The sequence below is a fragment of the Paracoccus amoyensis genome, from assembly GCF_014490725.1.
Classification (GTDB): domain Bacteria; phylum Pseudomonadota; class Alphaproteobacteria; order Rhodobacterales; family Rhodobacteraceae; genus Paracoccus; species Paracoccus amoyensis.
This window is the reverse complement of the sequence record NZ_JACOQL010000005.1, coordinates 21,918-34,438: the sequence shown is the minus strand read 5'-3', so window position 1 is coordinate 34,438 and position 12,521 is coordinate 21,918. Positions and strand designations below refer to the sequence as shown.

Here is a 12,521-nt window from a genome sequence, read left to right as displayed (position 1 = left end):
TGGTGACGGAATGGAAGATAACAATCGCAATCTCATCCTGGCGACAGTCCTGTCGTTTGTGGTGATCCTGATCTGGTACACCCTCTTCGCACCAGAGCCTCCGGCCGAACAGCCGCAGGAACAACCCGTCGCGGAACAGACCGCCACGCCAGGTCTTGCGACTCCGGCCGCGCCAAATGCGACCGCGGGTTCGGCCGATCTTGCTGCCGATACCGCCACACCTGCAACGACGCAGGCTGGCCGCGTTCAGATCGACTCCCCCTCGGTCAAGGGTTCGATCTCTTTGGCGGGTGGGCGCGTCGATGACCTGCTGTTGGTGAAATACAAAGAAACGCTGGACGACAACTCGCCCGACGTGCGCCTGTTGTCGCCGTCTTCGGCCACCGCAGATGCGAATATTCAGACCGGCGCGTCGAAGCCCTATTACACCGTCTATGGCTGGACCCCCGGTCCCGGCGTTGATCCGTCGCTGGTGCCAAACCCCACGACGGTATGGTCCGTTGAATCGGGCGATGTTCTTGCCCCCGGTCAGCCCGTCACGCTGGTATGGGACAACGGCGCAGGCCAGATCTTCCGCCGCACCTATACGCTGGACGACAACTATCTGTTCACCGTCGATCAAAGCGTCCAGAACAACGGCGACACGGCATTTTCAGCCGCGCCTTATGGCATCATTGCGCGCCACGGCAAACCCGATACGCAAAACTACTTCGTGCTGCACGAGGGCGCGGTCGGCATGCATGACGGCGAACTGGTCGAGATGGACTATGACGATATCGCCGAATTGGAGCCTGTCGAACGCGAGGGTCGCGCCAATGTCGTCAACGTCAATGAAAACGGCTGGATCGGCTTTACCGACAAATACTGGATGACCACGCTGGCCCCCGCACCGGGTCAGGCGTTCGAAGCCGTTGTCAAATATGCCGACGGCGCCGACATCTATCAGGCCGAAGCCCGCTATCCGATGCAAACGGTTGAACCCGGCCAGCAGCTTTCGGCGCAATCCTATTTGTTTGCTGGCGCCAAGGTCTGGGAAGTCATCAAGGGTTATGAAGAAACCCCCGGCATTCAGCGCTTCGTCGACTCGATCGACTGGGGCTGGTTCTACTTCCTGACGAAGCCGATCTTCCAACTGCTGCACTGGCTGAACGGCCATATCGGCAACATGGGCTGGTCGATCATCGCGCTGACCTTCATCCTGAAACTGCTGGTCTTCCCGCTGGCGCGCAAATCCTATGTCTCGATGGCGAAAATGAAGGAATTGCAGCCCGAGATGGAGGCCATCCGGGCACGCACCGGCGACGACCGCATGAAGATGCAGAAAGAGGTGATGGAGCTTTACAAGCGGGAAAAGGTCAACCCTGCCGCTGGCTGCCTGCCCGTTCTGCTTCAGATCCCGATCTTCTTCTCGCTCTATAAGGTGATCTTCGTCACCATCGAACTGCGGCACGCCCCGTGGATCGGGTGGCTGCGCGACCTGTCTGCGCCGGACCCGTCCAGCCTGCTGAACCTGTTCGGGCTGCTGCCCTATGCCCCGCCCGCGCAAGGCACCCTGCTGCATTCGCTGTCACTTCCGGTGCTGGCCATCGTTCTGGGCATCAGCATGTGGGTGCAGCAGCGTCTGAACCCGGCTCCGGCTGATCCGGCGCAAAAGATGATCTTTGCATGGATGCCCTGGACTTCATGTTCATGCTGGGCGGCTTTGCCTCGGGTCTGGTGCTGTACTGGATCACCAACAACCTGATCACGGTCATTCAGCAATACACGATCATGACGATGCACGGGCATCGCCCGGACCTGTTTGGCAATATCAAATCCTCGGTCCCAGTCGGCCGGAAGAAGCCGGACAATAAATGACACCGCGCCTGGCCCATATCCGTCGCCATCCGATCAAGTCGATCGGGGGGGAAGGTCTGGGCCAGGTGACCCTTTCGGCGGCCAAACGGCTGCCCGGCGATCGCGAATGGGCGGTTCTGACCCAAGCAGGAGAGCGGAACGCCCAAGCCAGCCAGACTGCTGGCGAACCCGACCGCTGGTTACCCAAATCCCAATTTCTGCGCGGTGTGACCGGACACAGGCTGCAGGCTGTCAAAGGTGGTTGGGACGGTGACAGAATTACCCTGACCCATCCCGACCAACCAACGATTAGCTTTGAGCCGGAAGCCGATGGCGACCAGCTGATTCACTGGCTGCGCCCGCTATGGCCAGCAGACGCTTCGCCCATCTCCCGTCTGGTTCGCGGGGCTGCGATCTGGACCGACAGCAAATGGCCGTGGATTTCGATCCTGTCCCTGACCAGCCTTGCCGATCTGGAGGCACGTCTGGGCCAGCCCATCGGAATCGACCGTTGGCGTGGCAATCTGTGGGTCGATGGGCTGGCACCGGGTGCCGAACGCGATCTGATTGGTCAGGTCATCCGTATCGGCAGTATCGAACTGCGCGTAACCGATCATATAGGGCGCTGTGAGGCCACCAGCGCAAATACCGAAACCGGGCGGCGCGATGTCGATATGCTGGCCCGGTTGGCCCAACTTTATGGCCATACCGACTTTGGCATCTTTGCCGAGGTCGTGACTGGCGGCGCAATCGCGATTGGCGATGAGGTGACAGTGTGAAAGTAGCATTCCCCGTAGCCGACGAACCGGAAGCCGCCCAGGCCGAGGCAGCACGCCAGCTATTCGCGGGCCCCGTCGATTTCGTGAAGGGCGTCGTTGCGATGGACGGCCTCCCGCCGGCTGACCGGGCGGAAGTTTGCTTTGCCGGACGCAGTAATGTCGGCAAATCCAGCCTGATTAACGCGCTGACCGGGCGCAAAGGTATTGCCCGCGCATCAAACACGCCGGGCCGCACGCAAGAGATCAACTATTTCTCGCTGGGCGATCACAGCTATCTGGTGGATCTTCCCGGATACGGTTTTGCCAAGGCCCCCGTCGCCATCGTGGCGAAATGGCAGGCGCTGTTGAAAAACTATCTGGCAGGTCGCCCAACGCTGCGCCGGGCTTTCTGCCTGATCGATTCTCGTCACGGGGTCAAACCCGTCGACCATGAAATCATGACGCTGCTGGATAAATCAGCGGTCCCGTTTCAGGTGGTGCTGACCAAAGTCGACAAGTTGGGTCCGAATGCGATCAAGCCGGTGATCGAACAGGTCGAGGCCGAGCTGCAAAAGCATCCTGCCGCATTCCCTCAGCTTGTGCTGACCTCATCCGAAAAAGGTCAGGGCATCGCCACATTGCGCACCATCATCGCCGGTCTGGACTGATCCGCGCAAGCGTCCTAGGGTCCAGTCGTTGCACAGGGGCCACTGAATGAGAACGCAGAACATGAACCGTGACTGGATCGCCACCGCTCGCACCTTGTCGGAAGCGCTGCCCTATCTGCAGCGCTATTCGGGGTCGGTTGTTGTTGTCAAATTTGGTGGCAATGCCATGGGCGACGATGAAGCCATGGCAGAATTTGCCAGCGACATCGTTCTGATGAAGCAGGTTGGCGTCAACCCGGTCGTCGTGCATGGCGGCGGGCCGATGATTAACGAACTGTTGGCGAAGCTGGGCATCGAAAGTCGGTTCGTGCGCGGCAAGCGTGTGACCACCAAGGAAACCGTGCAGGTCGTTGAAATGGTCCTGTCCGGTTTGGTCAACAAGCGCATCGTTCAGGCCATCAACGACGCCGGCGGCCGCGCCGTCGGCATCAGTGGCAAGGATGACGATATGATGGTCTGCGAGGCGGACGACCCGGAACTTGGCTTCGTGGGCCGCCCCGTCGAAATGAACGTCCAGATTATCCGCGATCTTTATACAGCCGGGATGATCCCCGTCATCGCCCCCGTGGCGACCGGGATGGCGGATAACGAAACCTTCAACGTCAATGGCGACACCGCCGCCGGTGCCATCGCCGGCGCATTGCGGGCCGACCGGCTTTTGCTGCTGACAGACGTGGCTGGCGTCAAGAATGCAGAGGGTGAGGTTGTGACCCAGCTGCACCCCGACGACGTGCGTGCAATGATCGCTGACGGCCAGATCGCGGGCGGGATGATCCCCAAAACCGAAACCGCGCTGAAGGCTCTGCAAGACGGCGTTCGCGCTGTCGTTATTCTGGACGGCCGGGTTCCAAACGCATCGCTGTTAGAGCTGTTTACCGAACATGGTGCGGGCTCGATCATCCGCTCAACCAAGTCCAGCACCAGACCTCATGGGCTGCGTCAAGGCGGAACGGAACAATAGGATAATGGTTTGTTGATACGCCCCTTGCCGAAGCCCGAAATGCTGTGGCAGGCTGTGATTTGACTGATACAGGATAAGGCATTCCCATGACTCCGTTTGGATATCGCCGGCTGATTTTGACGCGTCACGCCAAATCGGCTTGGGATGACCCTGCCCTTGCAGATCATGACCGACCGCTGAATGATCGTGGCCACCGATCCGCCCGCGAATTGGGCGACTTCATGGCATCGCGCGGCTTCGAACCCGAGGAGGTTTTGTGTTCCTCTGCAAAGCGGACGCAGGAAACTTGGGAAACCATCCAGAACACTCCGCTAGAGGTGCGCCCGCTGGTTCGAATCGAACCCGGTCTGTATCACGCTGGCCCGGACAAAATGCTGACGATCCTGAAAACAGCGTCGCAGCCGACTGTCATGCTGATCGGTCATAATCCGGGCATTTCCGAACTGGCCGCCCTGCTGCCCGCCCGCCCGCCACTGGACCCGGAATTCCGCCGCTACCCGACCTGTGCGACTTTGGTCATCGACTTTCAGATCGAAGACTGGTCCGAGGTCGGACCGGGCATGGGCAGTGTGATGGATTTCGTGCGCTTCGACGGACGCGCCTGAAACACGATCCCGCCGATTTTAACAGGGCCGCTGCCAGATCTGGCAGCGGCCCTTTCGGTTCTAAGATTGGCTCAATGGCCCAAAATCTGGCTAAGGAACAGTTTCGTCCGTTCAGATTTGGGATTGTTGAAGAAATCATGCGGATTGTTCTGTTCGACAATCTGGCCCTGATCCATAAAGATCACCCGGTTCGCCACAGCCTGCGCAAAGCCCATTTCGTGGGTGACGCACAGCATGGTCATGCCTTCCTCGGCCAGTTCGATCATCGTATCCAGCACTTCCTTGATCATTTCCGGGTCAAGGGCCGATGTCGGTTCATCAAACAGCATGATCCGCGGCTGCATGCACAGCGAACGTGCAATCGCCACACGCTGCTGCTGCCCCCCCGACAACTGGCCGGGATATTTATTCGCCTGTTCAGGGATCTTCACCTTTTCCAGAAAATGCATAGCCGTGGCTTCGGCCTGCTTCTTGGGCACTTTCCGCACCCAGATCGGCGCCAACGTGCAGTTTTCCAGCACCGTCAGATGCGGAAACAAGTTGAAGTGCTGAAACACCATGCCGACTTCTGACCGGACCTTGTCGATATTCTTGATGTCGCTGGTCAGTTCGACCCCGTCAACGATGATCTGCCCGGCCTGATGTTCCTCCAGTCGGTTGATGCAGCGGATCAGGGTCGACTTCCCCGAACCAGACGGGCCGGCGATGACAATACGTTCCCCCTGATGCACCGTCAGGTTGATGTCACGCAGAACATGAAATGTCCCATACCATTTGTTCATATTGGTGATGGAAATAGCGACCTCGTCGCTGACCTGCATCTGGCTGCGGTCGATCTTGCGGGTGATGGCTTCGCTCATGGCTGCCTCCTTACCTGTGTTCGCGCTGCAGTCGGCGTTCAAGATACATCGAATAGCGCGACATGCCGAAGCAAATGATGAAGAAAATGAGGCCGACAAAGATATACGGCTCCCAGTAGATGCCCTTCCAGTCGGTCGAGGCGCGAACAGCATCGGACATGGATTTCAATGGGTCGTAGAGGCCCACGAAAGTCACCAGCGTCGTATCTTTGAACATGCCGATAAAGGTCGACACGATCCCCGGAATACTGATCTTCAACGCTTGCGGCAGAATGATCAGTCGCTGTGCCTTCCAGTAGTCCAGCCCAAGTGCGTCAGCCGCCTCGTATTGCCCTTTCGGCAAGGCTGCCAGGCCGCCCCGGATCACCTCGGCCATGTAGGCCGCGGCAAAGACCGTGACCATGATGATCACGCGCAGGATGATGTCGAAATTCGTTCCGGGCGGCATAAAGTAGTTCAATAGCAGCGATGCCACGAACAGCAGTGCAATCAGCGGAACGCCCCGAATGAATTCGATGAACATGACCGCCAGCGTCTTGACCAGAAACATATCCGAACGTCGGGCAAGGGCCAGAACGATACCCAAGGGCAGCGACAGGGCGATGCCTGACAGGCCAATGGTGATCGACAGCAGGAAGCCACCGAAACGGTCCGATGCGACTGCAGGAATGGCCAGTGAGGCCAGGTTTTCCGCATCACGCGCGGCATCACCGGCAAGGAATATCCACCACAGCAGCGGGACAAGGATCATACCAATCCCTGCCAGAATCGGTGAGAAACGGCCCAGAAGCCGATAAGCGACCCACCCCAGAACTGGCCCCACCAAGGCCATGATCGGCCCCCACAACGATCCGCCCCATAACCACCAGACGCCAAGAAACGGGAAGAGCAGTGAAAAAATCAGCAAGCGCCCCGGATTTTGTTCAGCGATGACCGTTGCACCGATAAAGATGACGGCGGCAAAGATGAACCAATGGGTCGGTGCGCCCAGCACGGCCATGGCCGACAGCGTCAGAACCGCAGCCGTCAGCAGGACAATCCGGCGAATCTTGCGCGATTCCGAAAACAGGACCGGCGCAAGCGCGACGAACAACAGCCCGAACGCCATGGTCGGACGCCAGTAAAGCCCGGACGGGTAGAAACCGAACGTGAACTGCATCCACCGTTCACGGACAACCGCCCAACATGCCCCTGTGGAACCTTCGCCCCACCGGTCGATGATGATCTGGCGGCATTCGGACAGGCTTCCTGCGTTCCAGACGGAATGTGCGAACCAGTTCCAGAAATGGTTGACCAGGAACCAGACGATCAGCAGGCCCAGAATGGTCAGGGCCGAATTGACCGGCCCCGAAAACAGGTTCGTGCGCAACCATCTGACGGCGCCAGCTTCCTGCGTGGGCGGCGGTGCGGGTGGCAGCATGGTTTCGCGAACGAAGGGGACGGTTTCCGCGTGAAGTTCGCTCATCTTACCGCTCCTTCAGTTTGACGCGTGAATTGAAATAGTTCATGCCCGCCGAAATGATCAGGCTGAGGATCAGATAAATCCCCATCATCAGCAGGATCGATTCCAACTCTCGGCCCGTCTGGTTCAGCGTGGTGCCCCCCAGTGTGCCTTTCAGGTCCATGAACCCGACCGCAATCGCCAGTGAACTGTTCTTCATCAGATTCAGATATTGCGAGATCAGCGGCGGAATGATGACCCGAAGCGCCTGCGGCAGAACCACAAGGCTCATGGTGCGACGGGGGCTGATGCCCAGGGCGAAGGAGGCCTCGGACTGGCCCTTGCTGATGGCAAGGATCCCGGCGCGGACGATCTCGGCGATGAAGGCGGCAGTATACAGTGTCAGCGCCAGCCAAAGGGCGACCAGACCGTTGCTGATGTTCAGGCCACCCACAAAGTTGAAGCCCTTCATTTCCGGCGGTATCAGGTGCAGGCCGAAATACCAGATCAGCAGCAGCGACGGGACCGTCATGACCGCAAGGCTCATCCACCATGTCGTCGGGCGGCTGCCGGTCTGGTCCTGCGTCTTTTGCGCCCAGTTCGCGATGGCCCGGTGAACCAGCCAGCCGCCGATCAGTGCGACAGCAAATGCGATCGTCGCCCAGCTGATGGTGATGCGCCAACCCAGATCGAGGCTGCCCGGATCATTGGTCATGCCCAATGTCGGGATCGCGGTATAGCGGTTGGTCAGTGCGACATTGTCGAAAAAGATCATCGACGCAGTGGCGTTTTCACCCCGAAAGGCGTTCGGGGGCGGCAAAACCTCTCGGAAGACCGAGAAAACCACCAATATCCACAGAAGCAGCGGGACGTTCCGAAACGCCTCGACATAGATGGTCATCAGCCGTGCGAACAGCCAGTTGTTTGACAGGCGCGCAACACCCACGATCACGCCAAGCACGGTCGCGGCGATACAGCCCAGCACCGTAACGATCAGCGTGTTCAGCACGCCGACCACCGCCGCACGCAGATGCGTGTCGTCGGATGTATAGGGGATCGGCGGTTGCGGAATATCGTATCCTGCGCGTTGGAACAGGAAACCGAAATTGAAATCCTTGCCCAATACGCGCAGGTTTTCGATGGTATTGCTGATCAGCCACCATCCGAAAGCCATGACAAGGATGAAAACGATGACCTGAAAGGTCAGCGAGCGATAGCGCCGATCATAGATCAGCATACTCAACCGGAACGGCGTCTGGGCCGGTATCGCGGTATCTGACATTTATGTTCCCCTGTTACCGGTCTGCGACTTTTTCGCCGCTTATGTGAGTGGCCGGTTTTGGTCGTTTGAAAGACAAAAGGGGGGCATTGCGCCCCCCTTTGCCGATAGTTTTGATTAACGGAACGGCATCGCGTACATCAGACCGCCCTGCGTCCATTGGGCGTTCAGTCCGCGGGCCAGACCGATTGGCGTCTGCTCGCCGATATTGGCCGCGAAGATTTCGCCATAGTTACCGCTGGCAGCAATCGCGCGACGCGCCCATTCCTTGTCCAGACCGATCATCGCGCCCAGATCATCCGTCGTGCCCAGAAGGCGCTGAACCTCGGGGTTTTGCGACGACTTGGCCAGTTCCTCGATGTTTTTCGAGGTGATGCCGTATTCTTCGGCCGCGATCAGTGCATACAGCGTCCAGCGGACGATATCGCCCCAGTTGCTGTCGCCATGACGAACTGCCGGTCCGAGCGGTTCTTTCGAGATGATCTCGGGCAGAATGATGTGGTTTTCCGGGTCCGCGAACGCAGCGCGGGTCGCAGCCAGACCCGAAGCATCGGTCGTATAGGCGTCACAGGCGCCCGCCATATACTGCTGCTCGCCCTCGGCATTGCTGTCAATATTGACCGGGGTATAGGTCATGTTGTTGGCTTTAAAGTAGTCAGCCAAGTTCAGCTCGGTCGTGGTGCCGGTCTGGATACAGACGGTCGCGCCGTCCAATTCCTTGGCCGAGGTCACGCCCAGGTCCTTGCTGACCATGAAGCCCTGACCATCGTAATAGTTGACGCCCGCGAAATCCAGTTTCAGGTCTGTGTCGCGCGAGAAGGTCCAGGTCGAGTTCCGTGCCAGAACGTCAACCTCACCCGATGCCAGTGCGGTAAAGCGGGTTTGGCCAGTGGTCGGGACATATTTCACCTTGGCCGGATCGCCCAGAACGGCTGCCGCGACGGCTTTACAAACGTCCACGTCGAAGCCAGTCCAGTTTCCGTTGGCATCCGGGGCAGCAAAACCGACGAGGCCGGTATTAACGCCGCAGTTCAACTCACCGCGCGCCTTCACATCGGCCAGCGTGTCGGCCATGCCCATGCCGGCCGTCAGGGTCGCGGCGGCGACAGTGCCAAGAAAGATTGATTTTTTCATTTCTACCTCGTTGTTGGTTGCCACCGGTCAATTGTTGCTGACCGGCAGCGCCTGACCATTCCTTGGGCCAGACGTTATACGGAGTCGGCCAATCAGCCTCACCCGGTGAGCGGTATTGTGCTTATAGTCTGTTATAGGTCAAGCCTGACGCGATTGGCACTGTCTTTTAGACAGGCCGGCACAAGTCCCAGAACCGCGCCGCCTGCGCCATTGCCACACGCCGGTTTTCGGCTGCCATGCGGGCTTCGTCGTCTTCGCCCCACAGTTTTGCCTGATGCTCTTCATCGATTCTGGACAGCGCGAAAGCTTCGTCAGCGGTCAGCTTGCCACGGATCACCGCCAGCCCCAGAATCAGGGAACCGGGCAATGTTACAAGGTCATGCAGGGCCGTCAGCCCGAAATTATCCAGCGCGCGAACATGATCATGCAGACGGTTCAGCGAAGCCTGATCCTGTTTGACCGGCACCACCCCATGCGTGATCCGCAACGGTGCCTGCAGATCGGTTGCCGTCCAGTCGATCAACGGATCCCACCCTTCGGCTTGCGCTTGCACAAGGTCGTCGGGCTGTTCGGCGCGATATGACAGCAGATCGGTGCCACCATATTCGGCAAGCATGCCCGCGACATCATCAAATTGCGGAGCCACTTTTTCGATGGCCGAGTTCGCCGCGCGCGTCAGCGGCATGGTATTGGGGTCAATCACATCGCTTTGCGAATCCCATTCCTCGGCAATGGCGCGGGCCAAAGCCTCGGTCGGCAGGATCAGGGGATGCTTTCCCGGCGTGCGAACCGGCTTGTCATCCAGAACGACTTCCCAGCCGCCATCGGCAGGTCGGATATCGGCTTTTTCCCAGAAACGCCGGGCTTTCCATTCGGTCATGTCGTGGCCCATTCCTCGATTTCTTTTGTCAGTGCCGGAAAATCGGGCGCTATCAGTGTTGCACCCGCCTGTTCCAGAAGTTCCGGCGCATGATAGCCCCAGCTTACACCAAATCCGGCAACGCGGGCAGACTGCGCCATCTGCATGTCAAAACTGGTATCGCCAACCATAACGGCATCGCGGGCGTCCACGCCAGCATCGGAAAGCGCCGCCTCAAGCATCGCGGGATGCGGTTTCGAGGGATTGTTGTCCGCCGTTTGCAGACTGACAAACCGCCCTTGCAGGCCGTGGATCTCGATCATGGCGTCCAGCCCACGACGCGCCTTTCCGGTCGCCACGGCAAGCAGCAGATCATCGTGGCTCGCCAGACGGTCCAGACATTCTCGCGCACCGGGATAAAGGGGCGCGGCATCCGCCATGCGCGCCGCGAGATACGCCTGACGGTATCCGTCCAGAATGCGCCTGTGCGTTTCCGGCATCTGATCAGGTGCAAGCACTTCGACAGCCACCGGCAGCGACAGGCCGACGATCTGCAAGACCTGCTGTTTCGGCAACGGCTGAAGACCGGCACCGGAAAAGGCGGCGGTCATCGCATCGAAGATGTGGTGCTGGCTATCGACCAGCGTGCCATCGACATCAAAGACGACCAGTTTCATTCAGCCTCGGCAAAGGGATCGTCGGGAACATCGTTTTCGTGCCAGCCCAGCGTTTTCCAGGTCCGCTGCATGTGGTCAGGCAACGGGGCCGTCAACGTGATACGCTTTTTGGTGATCGGGTGGTCAAAGGTCAGGCTGCGGGCATGCAGGTGCAGTTTTCGGCTGATCTCTCCGCCCAATTGCGACCCCCAGCCATCACCAAGGTTTTCCTGACCCGAGCCGCCATATTTTCCGTCACCCACAATTGGATGCCCCAATTCGGCCATATGCGCGCGCAACTGATGCGTGCGCCCTGTGATCGGGACCAGTGCGCACCAGCTTGCCCGCGTGCCAAGGGCCTCCAGCACGGCATAATCGGTGGTGGCGCGTTTGGCCCCTTCGACATTCGGAATATCGCGCGGGTGGACGGCCATCATCTTTTCACCCTCGCCCCCACGGCCATGCCCCGGAGCCTTGACCAGACCAATGCGCACGGTGCCCATGCGTGGCTGCGGAACACCGGCAACGGCGGCCCAGTATATCTTGCGCGTGGTGCGCGACCGGAAAGCTTCGGACAGGGCGCGGGCCACACGGTCGGTGCGTGCCAGCAGAAGCACGCCGGACGTATCCTTATCCAGACGGTGCACCAATTTCGGCTTGTCCTTGTAGCCGAACATCAATGCGCTGCTAAGGCCGTCCACATGACGATCGCCCTGCCCGCTGCCGCCTTGGCTGGGCAGGCCCGGAGGCTTGTTCAGCGCGATGATGTGTTCGTCCTTCCACAACACTGCCTGCTGGATCATCTTCTGATCGCTGTCAGGAATGCGCGGGCCGTCAGATTTGGCGCGGGCCGGAACGGTTGTCGCATCGGGTATGGGCGGAAGGCGCACTTCCTGCCCTTCTTCGATCCGGGTATTCGCCTTGACCCGTCCGCCATTGACGCGCAACTCGCCCTTGCGGCACATCTTTTCCACTGCGCCCTGCGTCAGTTGTGGAAACTTTTTCTTCAACCAGCGATCAAGACGCTGATCGCCCTCATCCTTGCTGATGCGAATTGTTTGAACGCCGCTCATGCCCATAACCCTTTGCCGATGGCCATGCCGGCCCAAACGGCGATCAGCGAAGCGATCACCGAGAAAACAACGTAACCCACTGCGGCCCCGCCCTGCCCGCGCGCCCACAGATTCAGCGCGTCCAGAGAGAATGCCGAAAACGTGGTGAACCCGCCCAGAACGCCAGCCAGCAACAGCGGCGCATATGCAGGGCCAATCCGCAGCACCATTAGCGCGGTCAGCAACCCCATGACAAAGCTGCCTACGATATTGACGAAGATCGTCGCGACAGGAAAACCCGGCACCAACGCCATGCCGACGCGGCCGATGGCAAACCGCGCGGTGGCACCAATTGCGCCGCCAATCGCAACCTGAAGATAGGAATTCATCATGGCGCGTAACTGTGTCCGAG

The 12,521-nt window shown here is 59.3% G+C and carries 12 protein-coding genes and 1 pseudogene; 5 read left to right on the top strand and 8 right to left on the bottom strand.

Going from position 1 to position 12,521, the window contains the following annotated elements:
* Nucleotides 1–10 precede the first annotated feature (10 nt).
* The 5 genes and pseudogenes from yidC (at nucleotide 11) to H4P12_RS15595 (ending at nucleotide 4,828) form a co-directional block, all read left to right on the top strand.
* Nucleotides 11–1,857, top strand: a pseudogene (gene yidC / locus H4P12_RS15615) (membrane protein insertase YidC).
* A complete protein-coding gene (locus tag H4P12_RS15610) occupies nucleotides 1,854–2,615 on the top strand; it encodes an MOSC domain-containing protein (protein ID WP_187794609.1) in 762 nt (253 codons plus the stop codon). The pseudogene yidC and the gene H4P12_RS15610 overlap by 4 nt, the downstream one beginning before the upstream one ends.
* Nucleotides 2,612–3,262 carry a ribosome biogenesis GTP-binding protein YihA/YsxC gene (gene yihA / locus H4P12_RS15605; RefSeq protein WP_187794608.1) on the top strand — a complete coding sequence of 217 codons (651 nt, stop codon included), beginning with the start codon at nucleotides 2,612–2,614 and terminating at the stop codon, nucleotides 3,260–3,262. The genes H4P12_RS15610 and yihA overlap by 4 nt, the downstream gene beginning before the upstream one ends.
* 61 nt (nucleotides 3,263–3,323) lie before the next feature.
* Nucleotides 3,324–4,223, top strand: a complete 900-nt coding sequence (gene argB / locus H4P12_RS15600) for an acetylglutamate kinase (protein WP_187794855.1) — start codon at nucleotides 3,324–3,326, stop codon at nucleotides 4,221–4,223.
* Between the two features lie 86 nt (nucleotides 4,224–4,309).
* The gene (locus tag H4P12_RS15595) at nucleotides 4,310–4,828 is read left to right on the top strand and encodes a SixA phosphatase family protein (RefSeq protein ID WP_187794607.1); all 519 of its coding nucleotides are present in this window, start codon (nucleotides 4,310–4,312) and stop codon (nucleotides 4,826–4,828) included.
* 71 nt (nucleotides 4,829–4,899) lie between these two features.
* On the opposite strand, the gene H4P12_RS15590 is transcribed toward H4P12_RS15595, so the two are convergent.
* From H4P12_RS15590 to crcB, 8 genes are all read right to left on the bottom strand, one after another.
* Nucleotides 4,900–5,688 (bottom strand): amino acid ABC transporter ATP-binding protein, encoded by a 789-nt coding sequence (locus H4P12_RS15590; RefSeq protein ID WP_187794606.1) that lies wholly within the window; start codon nucleotides 5,686–5,688, stop codon nucleotides 4,900–4,902.
* 10 nt (nucleotides 5,689–5,698) lie between these two features.
* Nucleotides 5,699–7,153: an amino acid ABC transporter permease gene (locus tag H4P12_RS15585; RefSeq protein WP_187794605.1), complete on the bottom strand. Its 1,455-nt coding sequence runs from the start codon at nucleotides 7,151–7,153 to the stop codon at nucleotides 5,699–5,701.
* A gap of 1 nt (nucleotide 7,154) precedes the next feature.
* Nucleotides 7,155–8,411 (bottom strand): amino acid ABC transporter permease, encoded by a 1,257-nt coding sequence (locus tag H4P12_RS15580; RefSeq protein WP_187794604.1) that lies wholly within the window; start codon nucleotides 8,409–8,411, stop codon nucleotides 7,155–7,157.
* A 114-nt stretch (nucleotides 8,412–8,525) separates the two neighbouring features.
* Nucleotides 8,526–9,542 (bottom strand): amino acid ABC transporter substrate-binding protein, encoded by a 1,017-nt coding sequence (locus H4P12_RS15575; protein ID WP_187794603.1) that lies wholly within the window; start codon nucleotides 9,540–9,542, stop codon nucleotides 8,526–8,528.
* A 166-nt stretch (nucleotides 9,543–9,708) separates the two neighbouring features.
* The gene (locus tag H4P12_RS15570) at nucleotides 9,709–10,422 is read right to left on the bottom strand and encodes an ATP12 family chaperone protein (RefSeq protein WP_187794602.1); all 714 of its coding nucleotides are present in this window, start codon (nucleotides 10,420–10,422) and stop codon (nucleotides 9,709–9,711) included.
* Nucleotides 10,419–11,078 (bottom strand): HAD-IA family hydrolase, encoded by a 660-nt coding sequence (locus tag H4P12_RS15565; protein ID WP_187794601.1) that lies wholly within the window; start codon nucleotides 11,076–11,078, stop codon nucleotides 10,419–10,421. Before H4P12_RS15565 ends, H4P12_RS15570 begins: the two co-directional genes overlap by 4 nt.
* The gene (locus tag H4P12_RS15560; RefSeq protein WP_187794600.1) at nucleotides 11,075–12,130 is read right to left on the bottom strand and encodes an RluA family pseudouridine synthase; all 1,056 of its coding nucleotides are present in this window, start codon (nucleotides 12,128–12,130) and stop codon (nucleotides 11,075–11,077) included. The genes H4P12_RS15565 and H4P12_RS15560 overlap by 4 nt, the downstream gene beginning before the upstream one ends.
* Complete coding sequence (crcB, locus tag H4P12_RS15555) at nucleotides 12,127–12,501, bottom strand: fluoride efflux transporter CrcB (RefSeq protein ID WP_187794599.1); 375 nt, start codon at nucleotides 12,499–12,501, stop codon at nucleotides 12,127–12,129. Before crcB ends, H4P12_RS15560 begins: the two co-directional genes overlap by 4 nt.
* Nucleotides 12,502–12,521 lie beyond the last annotated feature (20 nt).

Coding starts and splice junctions, on each gene's coding strand:
- H4P12_RS15610 (WP_187794609.1), top strand. CDS start 1,854: ATGACACCGCGCCTGGCCCATATCCGTCGCCATCCGATCAAGTCGATC.
- argB (WP_187794855.1), top strand. CDS start 3,324: ATGAACCGTGACTGGATCGCCACCGCTCGCACCTTGTCGGAAGCGCTG.
- H4P12_RS15595 (WP_187794607.1), top strand. CDS start 4,310: ATGACTCCGTTTGGATATCGCCGGCTGATTTTGACGCGTCACGCCAAA.
- H4P12_RS15590 (WP_187794606.1), bottom strand. CDS start 5,688: ATGAGCGAAGCCATCACCCGCAAGATCGACCGCAGCCAGATGCAGGTC.
- H4P12_RS15585 (WP_187794605.1), bottom strand. CDS start 7,153: ATGAGCGAACTTCACGCGGAAACCGTCCCCTTCGTTCGCGAAACCATG.
- H4P12_RS15580 (WP_187794604.1), bottom strand. CDS start 8,411: ATGTCAGATACCGCGATACCGGCCCAGACGCCGTTCCGGTTGAGTATG.
- H4P12_RS15575 (WP_187794603.1), bottom strand. CDS start 9,542: ATGAAAAAATCAATCTTTCTTGGCACTGTCGCCGCCGCGACCCTGACG.
- H4P12_RS15570 (WP_187794602.1), bottom strand. CDS start 10,422: ATGACCGAATGGAAAGCCCGGCGTTTCTGGGAAAAAGCCGATATCCGA.
- H4P12_RS15565 (WP_187794601.1), bottom strand. CDS start 11,078: ATGAAACTGGTCGTCTTTGATGTCGATGGCACGCTGGTCGATAGCCAG.
- H4P12_RS15560 (WP_187794600.1), bottom strand. CDS start 12,130: ATGAGCGGCGTTCAAACAATTCGCATCAGCAAGGATGAGGGCGATCAG.
- crcB (WP_187794599.1), bottom strand. CDS start 12,501: ATGATGAATTCCTATCTTCAGGTTGCGATTGGCGGCGCAATTGGTGCC.